Origin of the sequence: Nocardiopsis sp. Huas11 (assembly GCF_003634495.1) — a bacterium.
GTDB lineage: Bacteria > Actinomycetota > Actinomycetes > Streptosporangiales > Streptosporangiaceae > Nocardiopsis.
Map to the genome: position 1 here is coordinate 6,476,408 of NZ_RBKY01000001.1, position 25,531 is coordinate 6,501,938.

Below are 25,531 nucleotides of genomic sequence, written 5' to 3' on the forward strand. Positions count from 1 at the left end.
GCCGATCCCCCGGCTCGTGCGCACGGTGCGGACGAACGGTCCCCGGGTCGTGGCATGCTCGGTGTATGCCTGCACCCGCCCTGATCACCCTCATCGTCGGCGACGAGGAGCTGCTCGTCGACCGGGCCGTCGCCGCCGTCGTCGCGGCGGCCCGGGAGGCCGAGCCCGGCCTGGACGTGCACGACCTCGTGCCCTCCCAGATCGGTGTGCACACGCTGGTCGAGGTCACCTCGCCCTCGCTGTTCGGTGACCGCCGGGTGGTCGTGCTCCGCTCCTCCCAGGACCTGACCAAGGACCTGGCCGCGACGGTCACCGACTACCTCAAGGCTCCCGCGGACGACGTCTACCTCGTCCTCGCCCACGCCGGCGGGGCCAAGGGCAAGGCCCTGCTCCAGGCGGCGGTCAAGGCGGGCGCCCAGCGGGTGGACTGCAAGGGTCCGAGCAAGGGCCCCGAGCGCGTCGCCTTCGTCAAGAACGAGTTCTCCGCCGCAGGCCGCCAGATCGCCCCCGACGCCGCGCAGGCCCTGATCGACGCGGTCGGCACCGAGCTGCGGGAGATCGCCGCCGCCTGCACCCAGCTGATCGCCGACACCGAGGGCCGGGTCGACGCCGCGGCGGTCGCGCGCTACCACTCGGGCAAGGCGGAGGCCTCCGGCTTCACCGTGGCCGACCGCGCCGTCGAGGGGCGCCTGCCCGAGGCCCTGGAACAGCTGCGCTGGTCGCTGGCGGTGGGCACCGCACCCGTCCTGATCAACAGCGCGCTGGCCGGCGCCGTTCGCGGCATCGCGGTGGCCGCGCAGCCGCCGCGCGGCACGAGCGAGGCCGACCTGGCCAAGCGCGCCAAGGTGCCGCCGTGGAAGATGCGGACGCTGCGCCAGCAGGCACGCGGATGGAGTACGGCCGGGATCACCCGCGCGATGAGCGTGGTCGCCGAGACCGACGCCCTCATCAAGGGCGCCGGACGCGACCCGGAGTACGCCCTGGAGCGCGCCGTCATCGAGATCGCCCGGGCCCGCGGACGGCGCTGAGCACCGCGCTCGGCGAACCATCGGCCCTTGGGAACCGCCGGGTATCCGGACCCATCGGCCCTAGGGAACCGCCGGGCATCCGGGCCCCGACGGCACCGGCCGCACTGCCGCACTGCCGCACCGGCCCGGCTCAGCGGATGGTCTGGCCGCCCTGCCACACCCGCAGCGTGTGCAGACCCATGGACCAGGCGAAGGCGCCCTCGTGGTCGGCGTCCCACTGGACCAGATCGGCCAGGCTGCCCGGGGTCAGCAGCCCGCGGTCGCCCAGCCCGAGGGCGCGGGCACCGCCCACGGTCGCGGCGCTGAGCGCCTCCTGCACCGTCATCTCGAACATCGAGACGGCCAAAGAGATCACCAGCGGCATCGACATCGCGCCCGACTGGCCCGGGTTGTGGTCGGTGCCCAGCCCGACGGGCACACCGTGGTCGAGCAGAGCGCGCACGGGCGGCATGCGCCTCTCGTGCAGCGAGGTCGTGGGGCAGGCCACGACGGGCGTCCGCGTGGCGGCCAGCGCGAGGATGTCCTCGTCGTCGGTCTCGTGGAGCAGGTCCACCGACGAGCACCCCATCTCCGCGGCCATCCGGACGGCTCCGTGCCGGGGACGCGAGCACGCGTGCAGCGTCGTGCGCAGCCCCACGGACTGGCCCACCCCGAGGAGCATGTGCGCGTCCTCGGTGGTGAACTGCTGGTTGTCGCAGTACACGTCCACACCGTCGGCGCCCGCCATGGCCGCGTCGCTGAGCCAGGAGGCCGCGGCGCTCACGTACTCCTTGGGCCGGCCGAAGAACTCGGGCGGCACACCGTGCGCCGGGAAGAACGTCACATGCAGCCGGGGCATGCCCGGCTCCTCCTCCAGGGAGCGCAGCAGCCGCACGTCGGCGAGCTCTCCGTCCCTGGTCAGGTGGTATCCGGTCTTGGCCTCCAGGGTCGTGCACCCTGACAGCACCCAGTGCCGCAGCCGTTCGCGGACCGCGTTGCACAGGGTCCAGGGATCGGTCCCGCGCGTGATGGTGACCGTGGTCGAGACCCCGCCGCCCGCCGCGAAGATGTCGCCTCTGGAGGCGCCCTTGGCCCACATGCTGACCTCGGCGTAGCGGTCGCCCGCGTACACCGGGTGGCAGTGGGCGTCGATCAGGCCCGGGGTGATCAGGCCCCCGCCGATGTTGATGACCTCGTCGACGTCGGTGAGGTCGTCCACGACGCCGGGAATGCGCTGGGGAAGCTCGGCCGCGGGACCCACCCAGGCCACGCGGTCGCCGTGGATCAGGAGCGCCGCCTTGGTCAGCAGTTCGTTCCCGGTCCACAGCCGACCGATATTGGTGAGCAGTACCACCGTCATGGAGTCAGTCCCGACCTCGCCGGCTCAGGTCCGCGGACGCGGAACGCGGGCGTGGGACACGCCGGAGGGCGGGGCCGGAGCCGAGGGCTCTCCGCCGGGAAGCGCGGGAGAAAGACGGGAGGGCATGGCTTCCTCGATATCTGCAGCGATCCGACTGGGCCGGCCCTGCGACCGCCGGGGCCGTCGCGATGCCGCCGCAGTGGGATGGGGGAGGCTGTCGGGGGACAGCGGCCGCTCTCGGCCAGTGCTCCAAAACCGTAGTCCATTCCCGGACTCCGTGTACACCTCTGCTGGCCGACGAATGCGAGCGAAACGGAACGACACTCACAGTCGCCAAGAGTGATGAACGCCACCCGAGCCCCGGCGAGCTGCCCGTTTCCCCCCGCAGGCGCCTCCGTCCCGGTGGGCGGCGAACGTGAGCGCTGCGCTCGGAAACGACGAACGGGCCGGGACACCCGATGGGTGTCCCGGCCCGTGCACGGTCGGAGGCGACCTGCTCAGGCGGTGCTGAGCACGAACTCCTCCAGCCGTGAGGCCAGCAGTTCGGGCACGAACGCGTGGATCGCGGTGCCCTCGCCGGTGTGCTCCTCGCTGAGGATGCGGCCCTCCTCGTGCACCTTGGCCACGAGGTCGCCCCGCGAGTACGGGACCACGGCGTGCACCTCGTGCGCGAGCTCGGGCAGCGCCCCGGCGAGCGCCTCCACCAGTTCCGCCACGCCCTCGCCGGTACGCGCGGAGACCTCGACGGCGTCGGGGTAGCGCGTCCGCAGCATCTTGAGGACGTCGGGGTCGGCGGCGTCGACCTTGTTGATGACGACGAGTTCGGGCACGCCCGAGGCCTCGATGTCGGCGAACACCTCGTGGACCGCGCGGATCTGGCTCTCGGGGTCAGGGTGGGCCCCGTCGACCACGTGCAGGATCAGGTCCGAGTCCGCGACCTCCTCCAGCGTGGAGCGGAACGCCTCCACCAGCTGGTGCGGCAGGTGACGGACGAAGCCGACCGTGTCGCTGAGCGTGAACGCCCGGCCGTCCGGCGTGCGCGCCTGGCGGACCGTGGGGTCCAGGGTGGCGAACAGGGCGTTCTCCACCAGCACCCCCGCTCCGGTGAGGCGGTTGAGCAGGCTGGACTTGCCGGCGTTGGTGTACCCGGCGATCGCCACCGACGGCACGTCGCGTGTGCGCCGCACGTCGCGCTTGACGTCGCGCGCCGTACGCATGTGCGCGAGCTGGCGCCGCAGCTTGGCCATCTTGTCGTTGATGCGACGGCGGTCGGTCTCGATCTTGGTCTCACCGGGACCGCGCAGACCCACGCCGCCGCCCGCGCCACCGCCGCCGGCTCCACCGGCCTGCCGGGAGAGCGAGTCACCCCAGCCGCGCAGTCGCGGCAGCAGGTAGCTGAGCTGGGCCAGTTCGACCTGGGCCTTGCCCTCGCTGCTGCGGGCGTGCTGGGCGAAGATGTCGAGGATCAGTGCGGTCCGGTCGACCACCTTGACCTTGACGACGTCCTCCAGCTGGCGCAGCTGGCCGGGGGTGAGTTCACCGTCGCAGATGACGGTGTCGGCCCCGGTGGCCATGACGATCTCACTGAGTTCGGCCGCCTTGCCCTTGCCGACGTAGGTGGCGGGGTCGGGCTTGGACCGGCGCTGGGTCAGGCCCTCCAGGACGAGGGCGCCCGCGGTCTCGGCCAGGGCGGCGAGCTCGGTCAGCGAGTTGTCGGCGTCGACCTGCGTGCCGTTGGTCCACACTCCGATCAGGACGACGCGTTCCAGGCGCAGCTGCCGGTACTCGACCTCGGTGACGTCGGTGAGCTCGGTGGACAGTCCCTGGACGCGCCGGAGCGCGTGGCGCTCGGCGAGTTCCATCTCGCCCCGGTCGGGTGAGGTGGTCGGGTCGTCGACGCCGCGGTCCGCGGTCGGCGCCCCGGTGGTGTCGATCCCGTCAGTGGCGGTGATCGCCTCACGGAACCCGTCCTCGCCGGCGGCCTCGCGGCCGGGCTGGGCGGTTCCGTGGTTGTCAGCTGTATTCATATCCCTCCAGGTGGGTCAACGCGTCCGGCGCTCCGGATCTTCCCGATGCGACGATGGGGTCGATCGTCGCACCTCACCGCCGCCGTGGCACCTCGATTATCGCAGGAGGAGTGACACGAGCCACGACGCCGTGCGGCGGCAGAACCGCACGGAACACTGGAATCTGCTCAAGAACCTCGGAAGTTTCCTGGAGAACTTTGCACAAGCTTCGCGGAACAGGAACTAACTGGTCCTGTGACCCGCGAGTGACGTTGACCGCTCGACATCAAGATAGTAGCTTCGTTTCCACATACCAGAATCAACTTTCGTATTGCGGAAGGTCTTCCATGGGCGCCACACACGGGGTCGAGATCACCGGCCCCCTCCACGACCGCTTCGACGAGATCCTGACCGAGGAGGCCCTCGACCTCGTCGCCGAGCTTCACCGCACCTTCGAGGCACGCCGCCAGGAGCTGCTCGCCGCGCGCCGGACCCGCCAGGAACAGATCTCGGCCGGGGCCGACCTCGACTTCCTGCCCGAGACCAAGCACATCCGCGAGGACGACGGCTGGAAGGTCGCCGATCCCGCGCCGGGCATCACCGACCGCCGTGTCGAGATCACCGGTCCCACGGACCGCAAGATGACGATCAACGCGCTCAACTCCGGCGCGAAGGTGTGGCTGGCCGACTTCGAGGACGCCAACACCCCGCTGTGGGAGAACATGATCGGCGGGCAGCTCAACCTGCGCGACGCGCTCGACCGCGCCATCGACTTCACCTCGCCCCAGGGCAAGACCTACGCCCTCAAGGACGACGCCGAGCTCGCCTCCATCGTCGTGCGCCCGCGCGGCTGGCACCTGGACGAGAAGCACATCCTCGTCGACGGTCAGCGCACCAGCGGCGGCATCGTCGACTTCGCGCTCTACTTCTTCCACTGCGCCCAGCGCCAGCTGGACAAGGGCAAGGGGCCGTACTTCTACCTGCCCAAGATGGAGAGCCACCTCGAAGCGCGGCTGTGGAACGACATCTTCGTCCTCGCGCAGGAGCGCGTGGGCATCCCCCGCGGCACCATCCGCGCCACCTGCCTGATCGAGACCATCCCGGCCGCGTTCGAGATGGAGGAGATCCTCTACGAGCTGCGTGAGCACTCCGCCGGCCTCAACGCGGGCCGCTGGGACTACCTCTTCAGCATCATCAAGACCCACCGCACCCGCGGGCGCCGCTTCCTGCTGCCCGAGCGCAACGCCGTCACGATGACCGCGCCGTTCATGCGCGCCTACACCGAGCTGCTGGTCAAGACCTGCCACAAGCGCGGCGCGCACGCCATCGGCGGTATGGCCGCGTTCATCCCGTCCCGCAAGGACGCCGAGGTCAACAAGACGGCCTTCGCCAAGGTCCGCGACGACAAGTCCCGCGAGTCCGGCGACGGCTTCGACGGCTCCTGGGTCGCCCACCCCGACCTGGTCCCGGTCGCCAAGGAGATCTTCGACGGCGTCCTGGGCGAGCGCCCGAACCAGATCGACAAGCAGCGCCCCGACGTCGAGGTCGCCGCGGCCGACCTGCTGGCCGTCGACCGGACCGAGGGCGGCGTCACCCTCGCCGGCCTGCGCGGCAACATCAACGTCGCCCTGCAGTACCTGGCGACGTGGATGGGCGGCAACGGCGCGGTGGCGATCCACAACCTCATGGAGGACGCCGCCACCGCCGAGATCTCGCGGTCGCAGATCTGGCAGTGGCTGCACAACGACGTCACCCTCGACGGCGGCGAGAAGGTCACCGCCGAGCTGATCAAGCAGCTCATCGGCGAGGAGCTGACCACCATCCGCGGCGCCCTCGGCGACGCCTTCGACGAGGGCCTGTACCAGCAGGCCAGCGAGCTCTTCACCGAGGTCGCGCTCGCCGACGACTACGTCGACTTCCTCACCCTGCCCGCCTACGAGCGCATGCCGTAGCACCGGGTCACCCGGGCGGTCCACCCGCCTGAAACACCCGGGCGGCGCCCCTTGCCTCGGCAGGGGGCGCCGTCGTACGGTCCTTCCGAGGAACCTCCGGAGAGCGGAAAGCGCTTCTTGCGCTCTGGAAGTCTCGGAAGGGAAGGGCCCCATGTCCGAGTCGACACGCGCCGCGGCCGCGGCCGCCCTGGACGCGCTCATCCCCCGGCTGCGCACGGTCTGCGGCCCCGACGGCGTCCTGACCGACACCTCCCGCCGCCGGGTCTACGAGAGCGACGGGCTCACCTACCACCGCGCCCTCCCCGGCGTCGTCGTCCTGCCCACGACCGGCGGACAGGTCGCCGACGTCCTGCGAGCGTGCTCGGAGCACGGCGTCCCCTTCGTCCCGCGCGGCGCGGGCACCGGGCTGTCGGCGGGAGCGCTTCCGCACACCGAGGGCGTCCTCGTGGTCACGTCGCGGATGCGCCGGATCATCGAGATCGACCTGGAGAACGAGTGCGCCGTGGTCGAACCCGGCGTCGCCAACCTCGACATCACCCGGGCCGCCGCACCGCACGGCTACTACTACGCGCCCGACCCCTCCAGCCAGCACGTGTGCTCCGTGGGCGGCAACGTCGCGGAGAACTCCGGGGGCGCCCACTGCCTGAAGTACGGGTTCACCGTCAACCACGTACGCGGCCTGGACGTGGTCACGCCCGCCGGCGACCTGGTCCGGCTGGGCGGCAGGTCCCCCAACGCCCACGGCTACGACCTCATCGGCGCGTTCGTCGGCTCCGAGGGCACACTGGGCATCGCCACCCGGATCACGGTCGGGCTGACCCGCTCCCCGCAGAAGACCGTCACCCTGCTCTCCGCCTTCCACTCCATGGACGCCGGCGGCCGCGCCGTCAGCGACATCATCGCCGCCGGAGTCCTGCCCTCGGCCGTGGAGATGATGGACGCCCTGGCCATCGAGGCCGCCGAGGAGGCCGTGGCCTGCGACTACCCCGAGGGCGCCGCCGCCGTGCTCATCGTGGAACTGGACGGCCCGGCCGCCGAGGTCGACGCCCAGCTGGCCGAGGTGGAGCGGCTGTGCCACGGCGCCGGATCCTTCGAGACGCGCACGGCCGTGGACGACCAGGAGCGCGCCCGGATCTGGAAGGGCCGCAAGTCCGCGTTCGCCGCGGTCGGCCGGATCAGCCCCGCCTACATCGTCCAGGACGGCGTCGTCCCGCGCACCGCCCTGCCCGACGTCCTGCGCGCGATCGCCGCCCTGTCCGCCTCCAGCGGCATCAGCGTGGCCAACGTCTTCCACGCCGGGGACGGCAATCTGCACCCGCTCGTGCTCTTCGACGACAAGGAGCCGGGCGCGGGAGCGCGCGCCGAGGTGGTCTCGGGCGCCATCCTCGACCTGTGCATCCAGCACGGCGGCTCCATCACCGGAGAGCACGGCGTGGGCGTGGACAAGGTGTGCACGATGCCGCGCATGTACGGGCCCGACGACCTGGAGACCTTCGACCTGCTGCGCCGGGCCTTCGACCCGGCCGGGATCGCCAACCCGGACAAGCTCCTGCCCACCCCGCGCCTGTGCGGCGAGCAGTCGGGCGTGCGCAAGGGAGCACACCCGCTGGTGGAGTCGGGGCAGGCGGAGCTGTTCTGAGACCGGACCCGGTCCGGGCCGCCGACACGAGAGGGAGACCGCGTGGCACTCGCTGAGGAGCTGGTCGTCGAGGGCTGCGACCTTCGGGCGGGCACCGCCGAGGACGCGCTGGACGGTGGTGGGCGACGGGTCGGGCCGGTCCCCGCCCACGTGGCCCGGCCCGCCGACACCGAGTCGCTCGCACGGGTGATGGCGGCCGCCGCCGAGCGCGGCCTCACGGTGGTCGCGCGCGGTCGCGGCACCGCCGCCGACTGGGGCGCCCCGCCGAGCACGCTCGACCTGCTCGTGGACACCACCGGCCTGTCCTGGATCGACCACATCGCCGGCGACCTGGTCGTGGAGGTCGGCGCGGGCACCCCGATGCGCGAGCTGGCCGCGGTGCTCGCCGCCGCCGGGCAGCGCCTGTCCCACGATCCCGTCCGCGCCGACGCCACGGTGGGCGGCCTGCTGGCGACGGGGATGAGCGGCCCGCGCCGCCTGCTCACCGGGGCCCTGCGCGACCTGGTGATCGGCATGACGATCGTGCGCGCCGACGGCGTGGTGGCCCGCAGCGGCGGCCGGGTGGTCAAGAACGTGGCGGGGTACGACCTCGCCAAGCTGCACACCGGCGCACTGGGCACGCTCGGGGTCATCGCGTCGGCGGCCTTCCGGCTGCATCCGCTGCCGCCCGCGCTGCGCGTGGTCACCGCACGGGTCCCCTCCCTGGACCACGGCCGTCGGATGCTGGCGGCGCTGCGCGCGCGGACGGCCGTGCCCTCGGCGGTGGAGCTGGACTGGCCCGCGAACGAACCCGCCCACCTGCACGTGGTCCTGGAGGGCACTCCCGACGGCCTCCCTGCCCGGGCCGACGACGTGTGCGCCGCCCTGCGCGGCGGGACCGCCCCCGAGGTCGGCGAGGAGCTGCCACCCGGGTGGGGTGTCCTCCCCGAACGGGGGACGCTCGCCTTCGTCACGTGTCCCCCCGCCGACGCGCTCCCCGTCGCGGCGTGGGTGTGCGAGGTGGCGCGCGCCGTCGGCGCCGACGTGCGCGTACGGGGTTCGGCGGCCGACGGCGCGCTCTACGCCGCCTTCCCACCGGGGACCGGTGCCGCCGCGGTCGCGGAGGTCGCCGCCGGGGTGCGCTCCCGGCCCGACTGCTCGCTGAGGGTGCTGCGTGCCGAGCCCGCCGTGCACGAGGCCGGGGTGGACCTGTGGGGCGAGGTTCCCGGGCTGCCCCTGATGCGCGCGATCAAGGACTCCTTCGATCCCGGTCACCGCCTGGCCCCCGGGCGGTTCGCGGGCGGTATCTGACGGCGACCAAGCAAGGGAGACCTCCGTGAGCGACCTACCGGCCCCCGGAGCGGACCAGGGCCAGCGCCCCTTCGGCGAGCTGCTCGACGACTGCGTCCACTGCGGATTCTGCCTGCCCACGTGCCCCACGCACGTCCTGTGGGGCCAGGAGATGGACTCACCGCGCGGACGCATCCATCTCATGACGCAGATGCACACCGACGACGTCCTGACCGAGACGGCGGTCGGGCACTTCGACAACTGCCTGGGCTGTCTGGCGTGTGTGTCGTCGTGTCCGTCGGGCGTGGCCTACGACGCCCTCATCGAGCACACCCGCCACACGGTCGAGGAGGAACACGAGCGGCCCCGGAGCGAGCGGCTGCTGCGCGGGGCGATCTTCTCCGTGTTCCCCTACCGGCGCAGGCTGCGGCTCCTGCGCGGGCCGCTGCGCGCCTACCAGGCCAGCGGGGCGTCGTCGCTGGTCCGGCGGTCCGGGCTGCTGGACCGGCTCTCCCCGTCGCTGGCCACGATGGAGCGGGTCGCGCCGCCCCTGTCGGCCGCCCCGCCGCCGCTGCCCGAGCGCGTCGCCGCGGTGGGCCGTGCGCGCGCCCGGGTGGGCATGCTGGTCGGCTGCGTCCAGGGCGCGTTCTTCCCGGAGGTCAACACCGCGACGGCGCGTGTGCTCGCGATGGAGGGCTGCGACGTCGTCATCCCGCGCGACCAGGGCTGCTGCGGCGCCCTGTCGGGCCACACCGGGCGCCTTGCGGAGGCGGCCGGGTTCGCCCGGCGGCTGGTGGAGGTGTTCGAGCGCGAGGGCGTGGACCGCGTCGTCGTCAACTCGGCGGGCTGCGGCTCCAGCATGAAGCACGTCGACCGGACGCTGGAGGAGGCCGGCGCCGACGCCGCGTGGGTGCGGCGCGGCCGGGAGTTCTCCGCCAAGGTCGTCGACCTCACCGAGTTCCTGGTGGAGCTGGGACCGCGCGCCGAGCGCCACCCGCTGCCCCTGCACGTGGCCTACCACGACGCCTGCCACCTCTCCCACGGCCAGGGGGTCACGAGCGCACCGCGCGCACTGCTGACCGCGATCCCGCGGTTGCGCCTGTCCGACCTGCCGGACAAGGAGATCTGCTGCGGGTCGGCGGGTGTGTACAACCTGCTCAAGCCGGAGCCCGCCCGCGAGCTGGGCGACCGCAAGGCCGAGGGCGTGATGGCGACCGGGGCGCCGCTCCTGGTGTCCGGCAACCCGGGGTGCACGCTGCAGATCGCCTCCGCGATGGAACGGGCGGGCACCTCCGTGGCCGTGACGCACACCGCGCGGCTGTTGGACGCCTCGCTGCGCGGCCTGGGTGTGGAGTCCCTCCTCGGAAAGGGACCGGCGCCGGGACCGAAATCCGCCGCGCACCGCGAATAGATCCGAACCGAAGCGGTGAAAACTCGCGGGCATCTGACCTGCGAACATCGTGATAAACGCTATCTCGCCTGCGAAAACGCATGTCGCCCCAGGTCAGGGCACGTGCATTTCCCACCCTTTTCGGGAAAACCGAGTTTCCCCGAAAAGCGCCATTGCCGACCCGTGTTCCCCTGGGTAGGTTCCCCCTCGGGGCCACCGCAGAAAGGACCCAGCCGACGGCGGCCCCGGAGAGGGACAAATGAATACATGGAAGAAGGCTGTCGCCACCCTGCTCGTCGGGGCGGGTATCGGTCTCGGCGCGGCCGGGGTCGCCGCCGCGCGCGAGGTCACCCAGGTCGGCGGCGGCACCTGGTACCACGGACTCACCCCCTCGTACGTGTACTCCGACTACTTCCACTCCACCCGCTGCCACGGGTCGACCGCCGTGGGCACCTACACCGTCCGCAGCGCCACCATGGGCCCCGGCTACACCTCCAAGGCCTCCGCGCCCCGCGCCGGCTGGGGCAACGAGTCCTACTGGCGGGTGTGCTGACACCGGACCGCCCCGACGGCCCGTCGGCCGCGCAGGCCGACGGGCCCCCGCACCAGCCACCGCCCCGGGGACCCATGCCTCGTCGCATCATCGTCTTCGCCCACGCGGCGCTCCTCTTCCTCGCCTCGCTCATCGCCTTCCTGTTCTGCGCCGGGGCGGAGACGACGCTGCAGCTTCCCGCCGAGCGGACGGCCGGCGTGTGGATCGTGGACAACGACGGCACCCACGACGTCGACGAGGTCGCGGTCACCGTCCGCCGGTTCTCCGAGGACCACGGCGCCGCCGTCGGGTTCGTCGCCCGCGACGCGGCCGACCTGGCGATGCACACCCACGTGTACCTGGCCGCCCCCGATCCCGACTCGCGCGAGGCCCGCTGGCTCACCGACGGCTACCCGACCTTCAACCCCGCCTTCACCGTCGACGTGCACCCGCTGGAGGAGTTCGCCGACATCGGCCCCAACGGGTACTACTTCGTCTTCGGCGCCGCTCCGGAGACGGCGGCGGCCCTGGAGGAGGCGCTCGCGGTCCACGGCCTGCGCACCGACCCGGGACAGTCGTCCACCGAGCCGTGGCACTTCTTCGCCGGTGGCCACATGTTCAACCTCGCCGTGATCGCCCTCCTGGTCGTGGCCTCGGCGACCGCGGCCGGTGTCCTGCTCGCCTCGCGCGACTACGCCGTCCTCCGGCTGAACGGCCACTCCTACGGCAGGATCCTCCTGGCCGACCTGGCCGGGATCGCCCGCCTGTGGGCCGCCCTCCTGCCCGCCGCCACCGTCGCGGTCCTGGCCCTGCTGGGCCTCTACAACGGGTGGGGCCAGCTGTGGTTCTACGCCCGGGTCGCGCTGACCTGCGCGGCGCTGCTGGCCGCCGCGGGACTGGCCGTGCACGCCCTCACGCTGGCCCTCGTCCACGCCACCGCGATCCTGCCCGCCCTCAAGGGCCGCGTCCCCGTGCGCGGCACCCTCGCGGCGATCTACCTGGTCCGGGTCCCCGTCCTGGTGCTGGCACTGACGCTCATCGGCACGGTCGTCGCCACGGCCCAGACCGTCCGCGACCAGCGCGTCGCACTGGAGCTGTACGCCGAGCACGGGGACACGTCCCACTTGGCGCTGAGCCCGCACTACGGATGGGTCGACGAGGAGGACTTCGCCGCCCTGGACGCGACCGTCGGCCCGTGGCTGCGCGACACCGACCGTCGGGGCGAGATGGTCCTGGCCATCCGGCTCTCCCCCGAGGAGTGGAGCCGTCCCACGGCCGGCGCGCCCGGTCACGAGGCGCTCGTGGTCAACGACACCTACCTCGCCGAGCAGCGCGTCACCGCTCCGGACGGAAGCCGCTACGGCGCCGACGACGGTGTGCGGGTCCTGCTGCCCGAGTCACTGGCCGCCGACGAGGACGCCGTCGCCGAGGACGTGCGCGGCTGGCTGGACATGGTCTCGGGAGACGCCGGCGCCCCGCCCGTGAGCGTGCTGCCCTCCGCCGCGGGCCAGACCCTGTTCACCTACGGCTCGCGTTCGTCGGCGCCCTCGCGGTTCCTGCCCCGGGTCACGGACCCGGTCGTCATCGCGCTGCCCAACGGCGGGGTCCTGTCCGACACGAGCTACGCCAACCACCTGACCGGCCACGCCACCGTCTTCCCCGACCCCGCGGTCCCCGAGGCCTTCCGCGCCGACCACCCCGACGCGGCCCGGTACGTCATCGCGGTGGAGACGCTGACCACCACCGCACGGCAGGACCTGGACGTCCACCGCACGATCCTGCGCAGTGAGCTGTTCACCCTCGCCGGTGTCGGCGCGGTCCTGATGGTGACCGCCATCGGCGCGTGCCTGGTCTACGTGCGCGCCCGGGCCCAGCACATCTTCGTCCGGCACCTCAGCGGATGGACGTTCGCCGCCACCCACCGCAGGCTGCTGCTGGCCGAAGCGGGCATCGCGGTGGCCTTCGTCGGTTGGGCCACCGGGGAGACCTTCGCGGGGTCGGCCGCCCAGAACGATCCGACCGCGTACACGCCGCCCGGCACGGCGGTCACGACGGGCGCCGAGCCGTTCTACGCCCTCGCCATCGCACTGGCCTCGCTCGCGATCACCGCGGGCGCGCTCGTCCACTTCCACCTCCGCATCGTCCGCGAGGGCGCCTCGCAGGCCTGACCGATCCGGGGAACACGCGTGGCCCTGGCCCGGGCCGCGCCGTGGTCATCGCCACCCACAACGCGCACGTGCGCGACGCCTGCGACGCCGCGTTCGATGTGAGCGTGCAGAGGACGCGGGAGCCGTCCTGGTCATGCGGGTCGGCGGGTGGCGGTGATCGTGTGCCCGCACCGCGAACAGGTCGCCGTGGCGGTCCTGGCGTGGCGCACCGGAGGTTGGTCGGGCACGTAGTCGTGACCTTCGGGGCTGGGGCACGCGACAGCGCCGTCCATGGATACTCCGGGGGTCAGGAGTGCAGAGCGTGACGCAGGAGGGCCTGCACGGCGCGCACGGCCTCGGACTCCCCCGGCCCGAGCCGTCCGAGCGGCGCGATCAGAGCGACGCCGACCACGTCGGCCGCGGCACGGGCGGCGGTCATCGCACAGAGCACGGTCAGCGATGTGGAGCGCGGCATCAAAGGGACGCGCCGTGACCACGTGGTACGAATCGACACGGCGCTTACCGCTCACGACGTCCTGGTGAACGCGTGGGACGCCGCCTTCTCTCCGACCGGGATGATCAGCTACTTCCGCGAGGCGGCCGAGGCCGAGCAGACCTCCGTCGAGATCCGGCAGTTCGCCCTGGGACTCGTGCCGGGGCTGGTCCAGGTCGAGGGCTACGCCCGGGCGATCAGCGTCAACGCCTCACCCCACGCCCCTCCCGACGCGATCGACCAGATGGTCAGGACGCGCATGCACCGGCGGGAGATCCTGGATCGGCCCCATCCCCCGATGGTGACGATGTTGCTGGACGAGAGCGTCCTCCTCCGGAGGTTCCAGGACCCGGACGAGATGAACGCCCGGATCAGCCACCTCATCGACCTCTCGCACCGGCCAAGGATCACGATGCAGGTGGTTCCGATGCGCACCGAGGGGCACGCCGGATTGAGCGGGGCCTTGAAGCTGATCTCCACCCCCGACAACAACGACTTCGTCTACGTCGAGGGGCACAAGGCCGGTATGTCCCTCAAGCAGCCCGAGGTCGTGTCGAGCTACAACCGGATCTTCGCAGAACTGCGAGGTGCTGCGCTCCCGGTCCCCGCGTCACGGTCCCGGATGGAAGAGATTCGAGGCACCAACCAATGATGAGCGAAGGCTGGCGGAAGTCCGGTTACAGCAACGGCGAGGGCGGCGACCGCGTCGAGACCAGGCTCACCCGTGAGCGCTCCCGGGTCGCAATGCGCGACACCCGCAACCGCGAGCTCGGGCATCTCTCCCTCCCCGCGGGCGAGTGGGCCGCGTTCCTGGGAACGATCCACGAACGGTAGACCCGGAGACCGGACCGGACTCCGCTCGGCGACGGGCGGAGTCCGCGCTCCGGTCTTCGCGGCCGCGAGGCCGTGTTTTCTGCGGGCTTTCGGGGCGGAATGCCGCAAAGAACACGGCCTAGACCAGGGAGGTCTCGCCCTCGGCGACGATGACGGCCGGACCGCTCAGACGGGCTCCGTCGGCGTCCAGGTACACCGTGCACTCCCCGCCGAGTACGCGCACGCGCCACGTGGCGCCCTCACCCGGAGGGGTCGCGGCGGACGCGGCGGCGACGATGCCCGTCCCGCAGGAACGGGTCTCGCCCGAGCCGCGCTCGTAGACGCGCATCTCCAGCACGCCGGGCGCCACCTGGGCGTAGACCTCGACGTTGGCGCCCTGGGGGAAGGCCTCGGTGTCCAGCTCCGGCAGCCGGGACAGGTCCACGTCGGCGACCGGCCCCTCGACCTCGCAGGCCAGGTGCGGGTTGCCGACGGAGATCTGCGCCCCGTGGACGACCTGGCGGGCGAGCTTGGCCGAGGAGGTGCCCTGCATCTCCACCCGGCCCATGTCTATGGTGATGTTCCCGTCGGCCTCGACCGACACTCCCTTGGCGCCGTCGCGGGTACCGACCTCGAACCGGTCGCCGGTGACCAGGCCCGCGTGGAGCAGGTAGCGGGCGAACACCCGCACACCGTTGCCGCACATCTCGGCCACCGAGCCGTCGGCGTTGCGGTAGTCCATGAACCACTCGGTCCGCTCGGCGGTGCGCGCCGAGGGAGCCAGGGCCTCGCCGAGGGCCCGCGTGCGCACGACTCGCAGGATGCCGTCGCCGCCGAGGCCCGCCCGGCGGTCGCACAGCAGGCGGACGGCCTCCTCCGTGAGGTCGGTCTCCCCGTCGGGGTCGGGGAGGATCACGAAGTCGTTCTCTGTTCCGTGGCCCTTGGCGAATCGCATGCCGACCATCCTAGGGCGTGCCCGGCGAGTCCTCGCCCCGTCGTGCGATCAGGGCCCTGGCAGGCGATCGCATGACTAGGCTGGGGTGATGATCAAGGTGATCGCGGTCGTGGGCCCGACCGCTGTGGGCAAGTCCGACCTCGCCGTCGACGTGGCACTCCGCCTGGAGGAACGCACCGGTCGCCGTGGTGAGGTGATCAACGCGGACTCCATGCAGCTCTACCGCGGCATGGACATCGGCACCGCCAAGATGTCCGAACGGGAGCGGCGCGGTGTCCCCCACCACCTGCTCGACGTCTGGGAGGTCACCGAACCCGCCGACGTGGCCAGCTACCAGGCGATGGCCCGCGAGCGCGTGGAGGAGTGCGCCGAACGCGACGTCATCCCCGTCCTGGTCGGCGGCTCCGGCCTGTACGTGCGGGCGGTCCTGGACCACCTGGAGTTCCCCGGCACCGACCCCGCCGTGCGCGCCAGGCTGGAGGGCGAGCTGGCCGACGCCGGACCGGGCGTGCTGCACGCCCGCCTGGCCGAAGCGGACCCCGCCGCGGCCCGAGCGATCCTGCCGGGCAACGGCCGCCGGATCGTGCGCGCGCTGGAGGTCATCGAGCTGACCGGCCGCCCCTTCACCGCCAACCTCCCCGACCACACCTCGTACTACCCCTGCCTGCAGATCGGGCTGAGCGCTCCGCGCCCGGAGCTGGACGCGCGGATCGACACGCGGGTGGAGCGCATGTGGGAACAGGGCCTGCTGGAGGAGGTCCGGCGGCTGGACGAGCAGGGCCTGCGCGAGGGCCGCACCGCCTCGCGCGCCCTGGGCTACGCGCAGGCGCTGGAGCAGCTCGACGGCACCCTGTCCGAGGAGGACGCGAAGGCGGCGACCGCCCAGGCCACGCGCCGCTTCGCCCGCCGGCAGGAGTCGTGGTTCCGCCGCGACCCGCGGATCCGCTGGCTGCCCTACGACGCGGACGGGCTCACCGACCGCGCGCTGGCCCTGGTGGACACCGCCCTCGCCGGCACGCCCGACGCCCCCGACGAGGCCCTGGTGGACGTGGCCACGCTCATGCCGGGCTTTCGGGGAGCGGACGGGTAGCCGCGCCCGCATCGTCGTGGCGCCGCCCGGGCGCGTTCCCCTCAGCTCCGAGGAGTGCGCAGGTGGATGCGTTCACCCTGCTTTCCGAAGAGGCTGAGGACCTCCACGCCGCCGCGTCCGGCGGCCCCGAACCAGTGCGGGATCGCGCAGTCGAACTCGGCCGCCTCCCCCTCACCCATGACGAAGTCGCGTGGGCCCAGCCGTACGCGCAGGCGCCCGCGCAGCACGTAGAGCCATTCGTAGCCCGCGTGGGTCCGCGGATGGGGCTCCTCGTCGTGCGCGGGGATGGTCAGCTTGTACGCGCGCGGTTCGCCCTGCTGCCGTGACAGCGGGATGAGCACCCGGCCGTCCTTCCTGGTGGGGTGCTGCGGCACGCGAGGGTCGACGATCCGCGGAGCCGCGACGATCTCGTCGAGGGGCACGCCGAGTGCGGCGGTGATCGGCAGGAGGAGTTCGAGGCTCGGCTTGCGCTGGGCCGATTCCAGCCGCGACAGCGTACTGGTCGAGATTCCGGTGCTGCGCGCGAGGTCGGCCAGGGTGACGCCCTTCCTCGCGCGGGCGCGGCGCAGGCGTGGGGCGATCTGCTCGATGGCGGCGTCGACGCTGGGTTGCTCTTCCATGGGGGCCAGTGAATCCGCGTGTCCCGGTTTCGGCAACGAACTTTGCCGAAACGGCGAAGCGGGCCCGATCCTCCCGGTGGAGGTGGTCCGTATGGACACGACAACGCACACGACGACCAAGGGTTCCTCCGACAGGTTGCCCGCCGGGGTCTACCTGCTCGGATTCAGTCTGTTCGCGATGGGGAGCGCGGAGTTCCTCCTGGCCGGGGTCCTGCCGGAGGTGGCCGCCGACCTGGACGTCACGCTCTCCTCGGCCGGGTTCCTGATCACCGCTTTCGCGCTGGGCGTCGTGATCGGCGGGCCGCCGTTCGCCGTGCTCAGCCTGCGCTGGCCCCGCCGCACCGCGCTCATGGCGAGCCAGGGGCTCTTCGCCGTCGGCATCGTCATCGGACTGCTGGGCGGCTACGAGGTCCTGCTGCTGACCAGGCTGGTGTCGGGCGTCGCCTACGCGGGCTTCTTCGCCGTCGCGTCGGTGACCGCGATCAGCCTGGTGACGCCGGACCGGAACGCGCGCGCCTCCGGGGTCGTGGTCAGCGGGCTCGGCCTGGCGATGGTCGCGGGCGGCCCCGCGGGGACGCTGCTCAGCCACGTCACCGACTGGCGCGGCGGCTTCTGGGCCGTGGTGGCCCTGACGGTCGCCGGGATCGTCGCCTGTCGGCTCGGCCTCCCCGCCGCCGCCAGCGGCGCGGACCGCCCGCACGGCGCGAACGGCGCCACAGGGCCGCGGCTGTCGCGGGAACTCACCACCATGCGCAGGCCCATGCTGTGGGTCGTCTACGCGATCACCGTCCTGACCACCGCGGCGTACATGATCACGTTCAACTTCCTGGCGGCCATCCTCACGGAGGTCACCGCCGTACCCCAGGTCTGGATCCCGGTCGTCCTCGCGCTGTTCGGGGTCGGCGCCGTCGTCGGCCTGTCCGTCGGCGGCCGGGTCTCCGACCGGTTCCCCCACGCCACGCTCCTCACCGGCGTGTCGGCGCTCGTGGTCCTGTCGGTGGTCATGGCCGCCGCGGCCCAGCAGGTCTGGGCGGTCCTGCCCACGGTCCTGCTGATGGGGTTCGCCGCCTTCGTGCTGAACCCGGCCCTCTACGGCCGTGTCTTCGCCATCGCGGCCGACGCGCCGACCCTCGCCGGCGCCACCACGGTGTCGGCCTTCCAACTGGGCATCAGCGCCACACCCGCCCTCGCGGCGGTCGCGCTCACCCAGGGGGCCGCCCTGACCTCGGTGTCCGTGATCGGGGCCGTCCTCGCCGCGGCCGCGGTGCCCCTCATCCTGCTGGACCGGACTCGACGGGGCTCCTGACGTACCGCCGGAATCCCCTTGCCCCGCGGGCGATCCTGATCTAGCGTTGACTCCGTGACCAGATTTGAAATCTGGTCACGGAGTCACGAGACGGGGAGGTGAGGATATGGTCGACGCTCAACGCTGGTGAACACCGGCCCCCACCATGTCCCCGTCTCCCAGGAGCACCCCGTGGCCCAGGCCGAACAGTCCATGACCAGATCCGCCCAGCGGGAGCAGCGGGCCGCACGCATCCTGGACGCGGCCGGCGAGCTCCTCGTCACCTGGGGCTATCCCAAGATCACCATCGAGGACGTCGCCCGACGGGCCGGCGTGGGCAAGGGCACGGTCTACCTGCACTTCCCCACCAAGGAGGTGCTCTTCCTGGTGGTCGTGCTCCGGGCCCAGGCGGGGCTGACCGACCATCTCGCCAGCACGATGCGCCGGAGCCCCGAGGGGATCCTGCCGAGCGCGATGGCCCGCTCCGTCTACCTGTCCATGGGCGATTCGCCGGTCATCAGCGCCATCATGACCGGCAGGAGCGAGACCCTCGGGACCCTCGCACGCGCAGCCGCCGAGCACAGCCGCGAGCTGGTCGCCGACCGCATCACGACCTCGCACGCGTACTTCGACCTGCTCATCGAGCACGGCCTGCTCCGGAGCGACCGGCACCGGGACGACCTCGTCTACGCCTTCATGTCGATCATGACCGGCCACCTGTTCGCCGAGTCGTTCGTGACCGTGCAGCCCGGGCTCGCCCCGCCGGAGACCCCCGAGCACCGTGCCGACATCCTGGCCGACACGGTCCGGGCGGCTCTGGGCGAGGAAGGAACGACCGACGCGCTCACCGCCGCCTGGCCCGAAGTGGCCGCTCTGTACGAGGAGCTGGCCCGCCGGGCCCGGGCGGAGGTCGACCGCTACACGCAGTCCACACGCGACACCTGACGGAGGGGCCGATGACGGCCACGACACCATCCGCATCCGACCAGACCATCGACCTGCAGGATCCCGAACTGGCATCCGACCCCGACGCCCTGATCAGGCGGGTCCGGGCGGTCGGCGGGACGGCTCCGGGCAGGTTCGTCGGCGGTCTCGACGTCACCCTGTTCGCTTCCGACGAGGACACCCGCACGATCCTGAGCGACCGGCGCTTCGTGGTCGACCCCGCCAACGCCGTCGGCGGAACCTCGGCCAAGAGCACCGCCCAGATGTTCGAGAGCCTGGGGCTGGCGCCGGAGCTGGTCGTCTACATGACCGAGAGCATCCTCGGCAAGGACGGCTCCGACCACACACGGCTGCGCAAACTGGTCTCCCGGGCCTTCACCGTGCGCCGCGTCAACGAGCTGCGCCCCAGCGTCCAGCGCATCACGGACGACCTCCTGTCCCGCCTGCCCGACCACGCCGAGGACGGCGTCGTCGACCTCCTGGAGCACTTCGCCTACCCGCTGCCGATCACGGTGATCTGCGACATGGTCGGCGTCCCGGAACGGGACCGGCCCCTGTGGCGGGAGTGGAGCCGGGCCCTCGCGGAGTTCGACCCCACCGCCCCCGAGCGGATGAACGCCACGCTCGGCGAGATGATCGACCACATCAAGGCGATGATCGCCCAGCGCCGGGCGGCACCGCACGACGACCTGCTCGACGCCCTGATCTCGGCACGGGACGAGGACGGCGGACGGCTCAGCGAGCCGGAGCTGATCACCATGGTCTTCACGCTCGTCATCGCCGGGCACGAGACCACGGCCAACCTCCTCGCGAACGGCACCCACGCCCTGCTGACCCACCGCGACCAGTGGGACGCGCTGCGGGCCGACCCGGGGCTGCTGCCGTCGGCCGTCCACGAGATGCTCCGCTGGTGCGGCATCGCCCTCGTGACGCAGCTGCGCTACGCCTCCGAGGACGTCGAGCTCAGGGGCGGACGCGTGTCCCGGGGCGAGCCGGTGGTGGCCGTGCTCGGGGCGGCCAACCGGGATCCCGACGTGTACCCCGAACCCGATCGGTTCGACATCACCCGCCACCACGGCAAGCCCGGTGAGGCGCACGTCGGGTTCGGCCACGGCCTGCACTACTGCCTGGGCGCGGCCCTGGCGAGGCAGGAGGCCCAGGTGGCCTTCCAGGCCCTCACCGCCGCCTACCCGGACCTGGCCCTGGTGCCCGGACGTGAGCCCGAGTTCGTTCCCAAGCCGGGCAACCGGCGGTTCAAGGACCTGCACGTGCGGCTCTGACCGCAGCGGCGGCACGGCAGAGGCCTCCGGCACCATGCCGGAGGCCTCCTCGTCATCGTCCGTGAAGCCGTCAGGCGTCGCAGCACCCGCCGACGGCGGCGGGCTGCTCGGCCGGCACGCCGACCTTGGGCATGCCCAGCAGGACCTCGGGCTTGTCGGCCCGCACGGGCGCGCCGTTGCGGGCCGCCCACGCGTCACCGGCCCTGGTGCGCCGCAGCTCACGGATACCGGAGTCGGCCACCAGGTGGTGCGGTGCGGCGTAGGTGACGCCGACCGTGACCGTGTCGCCCGGGCGCGGCCGCTCGCCGTCGCCCACCGCGAAGTGCACCAGGCGGTTGTCGGGGGCGCGGCCCGAGAGGCGGTGGTGCTCGCCGTCCTTCTTGCCCTCGCCCTCGGCGACCAGCAGCTCGACCTCGCGCCCGACCAGCTTCTGGTTCTCCTCCCAGGAGATCTGGTCCTGGAGGTCGACGAGGCGCTGGTAGCGGTCCTTGACGACCTCCGGCGGCACCTGGTCGTCCATGGTGGCGGCCGGGGTGCCGGGACGCTTGGAGTACTGGAAGGTGAACGCCATGGCGAACCGCGCCTCGCGCACCACGTGCAGCGTCTCGGCGAAGTCCTCCTCGGTCTCGCCGGGGAAGCCCACGATGATGTCGGTGGTGATGGCGGCGTCCGGCATGGCCGCGCGGACCTTGTCCACGATCCCCAGGAAGCGCTCCTGGCGGTAGGAGCGGCGCATGTCCTTGAGGACCTTGCTGGACCCCGACTGCAGCGGCATGTGCAGCTGCGGCATCACGTTGGGGGTCTGGGCCATCGCCTCGATGACGTCGTCGGTGAAGTCGCGCGGGTGCGGGGAGGTGAAGCGGACCCGCTCCAGACCCTCGATCTCGCCGCAGGCGCGCAGGAGCTTGGAGAAGGCCTGGCGGTCGCCGAACCCGCTGCCGTAGGCGTTGACGTTCTGCCCGAGCAGGGTGATCTCGCTGACGCCCTCGTCCACGAGCGCCCGCGCCTCGGCGAGCACGTCGCCGGGGCGGCGGTCCTGCTCCTTGCCGCGCAGCGCGGGCACGATGCAGAAGGTGCACGTGTTGTTGCAGCCCACCGAGATCGACACCCACGCGGCGTAGGCGGACTCACGGCGGCTGGGCAGCGTGGACGGGAAGTGCTCCAGCGACTCGGCGATCTCCACCTGGGCCTCGCGCTGGACGCGGGCGCGTTCCAGCAGGGTCGGCAGGGAGCCGATGTTGTGGGTGCCGAACACGACGTCGACCCAGGGGGCGCGGCGGACGATCTCGCCGCGGTCCTTCTGGGCGAGGCAGCCGCCCACGGCGATCTGCATCCCGGGGTTGGCGTCCTTGACCGGACGCAGGTGCCCGAGGTTGCCGTAGAGGCGGTTGTCGGCGTTCTCGCGAACCGCACAGGTGTTGAAGACGACGATGTCTGCTGCGGTGTCCTCGGCTGCTCGCGCGTACCCAGCGTCCTCCAGCAGGCCGGAGAGGCGCTCGGAGTCGTGGACGTTCATCTGGCAGCCGTAGGTCCGCACTTGGTAGGTACGACTCTGGCTCACCGCTCCAGGCTATCCGCTGCCGTTACTGATTCTGTAGTCGGATATCGGCGACCCGGACATTTCCACCCGGAAGGTCCGTACCGGTCACAGCAGCCGTGCCCCCGGCCGCAGCGGCCGGGGGCACGGAAGGAGGAGCGGGGCGAGCCGATCAGTCCTTGGCGCCCTCTCCGGATTCGGCGGCGGAGCCCGCCTCGGCGCCGTCGGCGGATCCGGCGGGGCCGGTGACCGGCTCAGGACCGCCGCGGCGGCTGGTCCGCACCTTTTCGTAGCCGATGACCGCCACGATCAGCGCGAGGCCGATCACGTTGGTCGTCCAGCTCGCGGAGACCAGCATCAGACCGCCCACGATGACCGCCAGACGCTGGTACCAGGCCATCGGCCGGTCCAGATAGCCCACGAGTCCCAGGGCCACCATCGCCGCGCCCACGATGCCGGTCACCGCGGCCACCGTGCCGGACACCCACGTCACGTCCTGGAGCAGCAGCTCCGGCGAGAACACGAACATGTACGGCATGACGAAGGCCGCGATCGCGATCCGCACCGCGTAGAAGCCGGTGCGGATCGGGTCGCCGCCGGAGATGCCCGAGGCCGCGTAGGCGGCCAGGCAGACCGGCGGGGTGATGTCGGCCAGGACGCCGAAGTAGTACACGAACAGGTGCGCCATCAGCAGCATCGCGAGCGTGCGGGTCTCGAACTCGCCCTGGAGCACGGCCACGATCGCCGGCGCGGCCAGGGTGGCCGTGATGACGTAGTTCGCGGTCGTGGGCAGGCCGATGCCCAGGACCAGGCAGGCGATCATCGACATCACCAGGACGAGGAACAGGTCGACCCGCATGGTCGAGACCGCCTCGGTCCCGAAGTCCGCGCCCGCCCCGGTCCACGCCAGCACCGGCGAGGTCGCCACCGACGTCAGCAGCGAGGCGAAGGCGGAACTGATCCCCTCGGCCAGGCCCAGGAGGCCGCGGCTGAGCTTGAGTCCCAGGTCCGTGGTGGTGATGACGCCCGCGATGATGCCCGCGGACGCGCACGCGACGATGATCGGGATCGCCAGGCGCGAGGCGCCCACGAGGCCGTCCAGGAACCCGTGCAGGTTGAGCTTGTCCTCCTCGGAGTCCTTCCAGGACGTGAACAGGGCCATGGCGACCATACCGATCGCGGCCAGCAGCAGGGAGATGACCATCGCCTGCATGCCGCGGTTCATCCCGGTCAGCAGGGTCTCCACGCCCACGACCACCAACCCCGCGGCCGCCGCGGCAATGATGATCGGCAGGGACAGGCGCAGGGCGTTCGCCGCGGCCACGCGCGGGGCCTGGGGGCGCAGGCGGCCGTCCACGCGCGTCCAGGGCAGCGTGATGAACTGGATGAGCAGGTTCATGGCGACGGTCGCCACGACGGCGCCCATCGCCGAGAACATCGGCGAGTAGCCCATGGACAGCAGGGCGAAGATCGCGATGACCGGCGCGAGCAGGTACCCGCGGGTGAGCATGAGCACGCGCAGGTTGGGCAGCATCTCCCGGGGCAGGCCGCCGATCCCCATGCGCTTGGCGTCGTAGTGCACGACCACGTACTGGGAGACGAAGAACATCACCGCCGGGATCGCCGCGGCCGTGAGGATCTGCTGGTAGCTGGCCCCGGTGAACTCGATCATGATGAAGGCGCCCGCGCCCATGATCGGCGGCATGATCTGGCCGCCGGTGGAGGAGGCGGCCTCGACCGCCCCCGCGTACTCGGGCTTGTAGCCGGACTTCTTCATCATCGGGATGGTGAAGGCGCCGTTGGAGACGGTGTTGGCCACCGAGCTGCCGGTGATCGTGCCCGAGAAGGCGCTCGTGACGATGCCGACCTTGGCCGTACCGCCCGTCGAGTGGCCGGTGGCGCCCAGCGCCAGGTCGGTGAAGAACCGCTCCATGCCGGTCCGCTGCAGCATCGCGGCGAAGATCATGAACAGGAAGATGAACGTGGCCGAGATCCCCAGCGGGGTCCCGAAGACGCCCTCCGTGCTCACGTACAGGTTCGTGACGATCTGGTCGACGCTGGACCCGCGGTGGCGCAGGAAGCCCGGCATGGACTGGCCGAAGTAGGCGAAGGCGATCAGCGCCGACGCCAGCACGACCAGGGCGGGGCCGAGCACCCGGCCGGCCGCCACGAGGATCAGCAGGATGCCGATCGTGCCGACCATGACGTAGGTCGGGTTGAGGATGCCGACCGTGGTGACGATGGCGCGGTAGTTGACGAACATGTACAGCCCGGCGAACAGGCCCAGTCCCGCCAGCACCACGTCGAACACGGGCATGCCCATGATCGTCACGTGCGTGTAGCGGGCCAGCTGCACGATCACCAGGATCGCCAGCGCCGGACCGACCACGTTCCATCCGGCGATCCCGGACAGGGACATGTAGGCCAGGGCCGCCGCGCCGGTGGCGGTCAGGCCCCACCGCGTGACGGCCGGCCACAGCCAGTCCGGGAACACCGACGGATGGCGCAGGAGGGCGACGGCCAGGGCGAGGGCGACCACGACCAGGACCAGGCCCAGGATGGGGAGGAAGAAGAACCCGCCGGCCGCGTCACTGGTGACCAGGTCGAGGGAGATCAGCGCGGCGCCGATGAGAAGCGTCCAGCCGGCCGCGGCCTGGGGGCGTGTGGCCGCCTCCGACGCGCGCGTACGCCACAGGTACCAGCCCGCGGCACCGAGGAGGACGAGCGCCAGCCCGCCGAACACCGCCTGCGGCAGGTACAGGTACATGCTCGTGTTGGAGCCGGACAGGGTGCCGACCGCGAGGTAGCCCACCAGGAGGCCGCTGAAGGCCATGCTGATGCCGTAGAAGGGGCCGTGGGAGCCCGTTCCGCGCGGTTTGGTGGGGTAGAGCAGGAAGACCAGGCCGAGGCCGAGGGCCAGGTGGAAGGAGCGCTGCTGCAGAGGGGGCAGCGTCTGGGTGAAGGCGGTCCACAGGTGGAACATCGCCAGGGCCAGGGCGACGAAGAACACGCTCCAGCGCCAGATGGTCTGGAGTTGGCTGCGGGTCCCCTCGATCCCCGTGTCCTCGGTGTAGTCGTGCGCCTCCAGCGCCTCGAGGTCCTTCTGGATACCGGCGAGGTCCTCGGTGGAGGACGCACCGGCGATCGTGTCGCCCCCGCCGGTGGGGTCGCCACCGGGGTCGCCGGCGGCTTTGGGGTCGGTCGTCATCAA

At 71.9% G+C, this 25,531-nt stretch carries 20 protein-coding genes; 13 read left to right on the forward strand and 7 right to left on the reverse strand.

Features of this window, described 5'->3' with window-relative positions:
• Positions 1 to 65: 65 nt before the first annotated feature.
• Positions 66 to 1,028 (forward strand): DNA polymerase III subunit delta, encoded by a 963-nt coding sequence (gene holA / locus DFP74_RS29220; RefSeq protein ID WP_121186669.1) that lies wholly within the window; start codon positions 66 to 68, stop codon positions 1,026 to 1,028.
• Positions 1,029 to 1,158: 130 nt separating this feature from the next.
• Here the strand turns inward: holA and DFP74_RS29225 are convergent, their stop codons facing one another.
• Positions 1,159 to 2,367 (reverse strand): amidohydrolase family protein, encoded by a 1,209-nt coding sequence (locus DFP74_RS29225; RefSeq protein WP_121186671.1) that lies wholly within the window; start codon positions 2,365 to 2,367, stop codon positions 1,159 to 1,161.
• 497 nt (positions 2,368 to 2,864) lie between these two features.
• The gene (hflX, locus tag DFP74_RS29230; RefSeq protein WP_121186673.1) at positions 2,865 to 4,394 is read right to left on the reverse strand and encodes a GTPase HflX; all 1,530 of its coding nucleotides are present in this window, start codon (positions 4,392 to 4,394) and stop codon (positions 2,865 to 2,867) included.
• 326 nt (positions 4,395 to 4,720) lie between these two features.
• Between hflX and aceB the strand changes: the two genes are divergently transcribed.
• The 6 genes from aceB (at position 4,721) to DFP74_RS29260 (ending at position 13,323) form a co-directional block, all read left to right on the forward strand.
• A complete protein-coding gene (gene aceB, locus DFP74_RS29235; RefSeq protein WP_121186675.1) occupies positions 4,721 to 6,325 on the forward strand; it encodes a malate synthase A in 1,605 nt (534 codons plus the stop codon).
• A 151-nt stretch (positions 6,326 to 6,476) separates the two neighbouring features.
• Positions 6,477 to 7,964 (forward strand): FAD-linked oxidase C-terminal domain-containing protein, encoded by a 1,488-nt coding sequence (locus tag DFP74_RS29240; protein ID WP_121186677.1) that lies wholly within the window; start codon positions 6,477 to 6,479, stop codon positions 7,962 to 7,964.
• Between the two features lie 42 nt (positions 7,965 to 8,006).
• A complete protein-coding gene (locus DFP74_RS29245; protein ID WP_370013444.1) occupies positions 8,007 to 9,254 on the forward strand; it encodes an FAD-binding oxidoreductase in 1,248 nt (415 codons plus the stop codon).
• A 25-nt stretch (positions 9,255 to 9,279) separates the two neighbouring features.
• On the forward strand, positions 9,280 to 10,644 hold the full coding sequence (locus tag DFP74_RS29250) for a (Fe-S)-binding protein (protein ID WP_121186679.1): 1,365 nt from the start codon (positions 9,280 to 9,282) through the stop codon (positions 10,642 to 10,644).
• A 238-nt stretch (positions 10,645 to 10,882) separates the two neighbouring features.
• Positions 10,883 to 11,176, forward strand: a complete 294-nt coding sequence (locus tag DFP74_RS29255; protein WP_121186681.1) for a lactococcin 972 family bacteriocin — start codon at positions 10,883 to 10,885, stop codon at positions 11,174 to 11,176.
• Positions 11,177 to 11,250: 74 nt separating this feature from the next.
• Positions 11,251 to 13,323: a hypothetical protein gene (locus tag DFP74_RS29260; RefSeq protein WP_121188607.1), complete on the forward strand. Its 2,073-nt coding sequence runs from the start codon at positions 11,251 to 11,253 to the stop codon at positions 13,321 to 13,323.
• Positions 13,324 to 13,609: 286 nt separating this feature from the next.
• On the opposite strand, the gene DFP74_RS33675 is transcribed toward DFP74_RS29260, so the two are convergent.
• Positions 13,610 to 13,777, reverse strand: coding sequence for a hypothetical protein (locus tag DFP74_RS33675; protein ID WP_158613075.1), 168 nt, complete (start codon positions 13,775 to 13,777; stop codon positions 13,610 to 13,612).
• 64 nt (positions 13,778 to 13,841) lie between these two features.
• Between DFP74_RS33675 and DFP74_RS29270 the strand changes: the two genes are divergently transcribed.
• Positions 13,842 to 14,447, forward strand: coding sequence for a DUF5753 domain-containing protein (locus DFP74_RS29270; RefSeq protein ID WP_233571209.1), 606 nt, complete (start codon positions 13,842 to 13,844; stop codon positions 14,445 to 14,447).
• Entirely contained in the window at positions 14,447 to 14,629 is a 183-nt protein-coding gene (locus DFP74_RS29275) for a DUF397 domain-containing protein (RefSeq protein WP_370013445.1), read from the forward strand. The genes DFP74_RS29270 and DFP74_RS29275 overlap by 1 nt, the downstream gene beginning before the upstream one ends.
• A 118-nt stretch (positions 14,630 to 14,747) precedes the next feature.
• On the opposite strand, the gene dapF is transcribed toward DFP74_RS29275, so the two are convergent.
• Entirely contained in the window at positions 14,748 to 15,572 is an 825-nt protein-coding gene (gene dapF, locus DFP74_RS29280; RefSeq protein WP_121186687.1) for a diaminopimelate epimerase, read from the reverse strand.
• A gap of 79 nt (positions 15,573 to 15,651) precedes the next feature.
• Between dapF and miaA the strand changes: the two genes are divergently transcribed.
• A complete protein-coding gene (gene miaA, locus DFP74_RS29285) occupies positions 15,652 to 16,653 on the forward strand; it encodes a tRNA (adenosine(37)-N6)-dimethylallyltransferase MiaA (protein WP_121186689.1) in 1,002 nt (333 codons plus the stop codon).
• 41 nt (positions 16,654 to 16,694) lie between these two features.
• Here the strand turns inward: miaA and DFP74_RS29290 are convergent, their stop codons facing one another.
• Positions 16,695 to 17,273 carry a helix-turn-helix domain-containing protein gene (locus DFP74_RS29290; RefSeq protein WP_121186691.1) on the reverse strand — a complete coding sequence of 193 codons (579 nt, stop codon included), beginning with the start codon at positions 17,271 to 17,273 and terminating at the stop codon, positions 16,695 to 16,697.
• A 91-nt stretch (positions 17,274 to 17,364) separates the two neighbouring features.
• On the opposite strand from DFP74_RS29290, the gene DFP74_RS29295 reads away from it, so the two are divergent.
• The 3 genes from DFP74_RS29295 to DFP74_RS29305 all read left to right on the forward strand — a co-directional run bounded on the left by DFP74_RS29295 (position 17,365) and on the right by DFP74_RS29305 (position 20,783).
• On the forward strand, positions 17,365 to 18,579 hold the full coding sequence (locus DFP74_RS29295) for an MFS transporter (RefSeq protein ID WP_121186693.1): 1,215 nt from the start codon (positions 17,365 to 17,367) through the stop codon (positions 18,577 to 18,579).
• Between the two features lie 126 nt (positions 18,580 to 18,705).
• Positions 18,706 to 19,503 carry a TetR/AcrR family transcriptional regulator gene (locus DFP74_RS29300; RefSeq protein WP_121186695.1) on the forward strand — a complete coding sequence of 266 codons (798 nt, stop codon included), beginning with the start codon at positions 18,706 to 18,708 and terminating at the stop codon, positions 19,501 to 19,503.
• An 11-nt stretch (positions 19,504 to 19,514) separates the two neighbouring features.
• A complete protein-coding gene (locus DFP74_RS29305; RefSeq protein WP_121186697.1) occupies positions 19,515 to 20,783 on the forward strand; it encodes a cytochrome P450 in 1,269 nt (422 codons plus the stop codon).
• Positions 20,784 to 20,853: 70 nt separating this feature from the next.
• Here the strand turns inward: DFP74_RS29305 and miaB are convergent, their stop codons facing one another.
• Together miaB and DFP74_RS29315 are read right to left on the reverse strand one after the other, a co-directional pair.
• Complete coding sequence (gene miaB, locus DFP74_RS29310) at positions 20,854 to 22,320, reverse strand: tRNA (N6-isopentenyl adenosine(37)-C2)-methylthiotransferase MiaB (RefSeq protein WP_305037072.1); 1,467 nt, start codon at positions 22,318 to 22,320, stop codon at positions 20,854 to 20,856.
• 172 nt (positions 22,321 to 22,492) lie between these two features.
• Positions 22,493 to 25,528 (reverse strand): TRAP transporter permease, encoded by a 3,036-nt coding sequence (locus DFP74_RS29315; protein WP_121186701.1) that lies wholly within the window; start codon positions 25,526 to 25,528, stop codon positions 22,493 to 22,495.
• Positions 25,529 to 25,531: the final 3 nt, after the last annotated feature.

Coding starts and splice junctions, on each gene's coding strand:
- holA (WP_121186669.1), top strand. CDS start 66: ATGCCTGCACCCGCCCTGATCACCCTCATCGTCGGCGACGAGGAGCTG.
- DFP74_RS29225 (WP_121186671.1), bottom strand. CDS start 2,367: ATGACGGTGGTACTGCTCACCAATATCGGTCGGCTGTGGACCGGGAAC.
- hflX (WP_121186673.1), bottom strand. CDS start 4,394: ATGAATACAGCTGACAACCACGGAACCGCCCAGCCCGGCCGCGAGGCC.
- aceB (WP_121186675.1), top strand. CDS start 4,721: ATGGGCGCCACACACGGGGTCGAGATCACCGGCCCCCTCCACGACCGC.
- DFP74_RS29240 (WP_121186677.1), top strand. CDS start 6,477: ATGTCCGAGTCGACACGCGCCGCGGCCGCGGCCGCCCTGGACGCGCTC.
- DFP74_RS29255 (WP_121186681.1), top strand. CDS start 10,883: ATGAATACATGGAAGAAGGCTGTCGCCACCCTGCTCGTCGGGGCGGGT.
- DFP74_RS29260 (WP_121188607.1), top strand. CDS start 11,251: ATGCCTCGTCGCATCATCGTCTTCGCCCACGCGGCGCTCCTCTTCCTC.
- DFP74_RS33675 (WP_158613075.1), bottom strand. CDS start 13,777: ATGCCGCGCTCCACATCGCTGACCGTGCTCTGTGCGATGACCGCCGCC.
- DFP74_RS29275 (WP_370013445.1), top strand. CDS start 14,447: ATGAGCGAAGGCTGGCGGAAGTCCGGTTACAGCAACGGCGAGGGCGGC.
- dapF (WP_121186687.1), bottom strand. CDS start 15,572: ATGGTCGGCATGCGATTCGCCAAGGGCCACGGAACAGAGAACGACTTC.
- miaA (WP_121186689.1), top strand. CDS start 15,652: ATGATCAAGGTGATCGCGGTCGTGGGCCCGACCGCTGTGGGCAAGTCC.
- DFP74_RS29290 (WP_121186691.1), bottom strand. CDS start 17,273: ATGGAAGAGCAACCCAGCGTCGACGCCGCCATCGAGCAGATCGCCCCA.
- DFP74_RS29295 (WP_121186693.1), top strand. CDS start 17,365: ATGGACACGACAACGCACACGACGACCAAGGGTTCCTCCGACAGGTTG.
- DFP74_RS29305 (WP_121186697.1), top strand. CDS start 19,515: ATGACGGCCACGACACCATCCGCATCCGACCAGACCATCGACCTGCAG.
- DFP74_RS29315 (WP_121186701.1), bottom strand. CDS start 25,528: ATGACGACCGACCCCAAAGCCGCCGGCGACCCCGGTGGCGACCCCACC.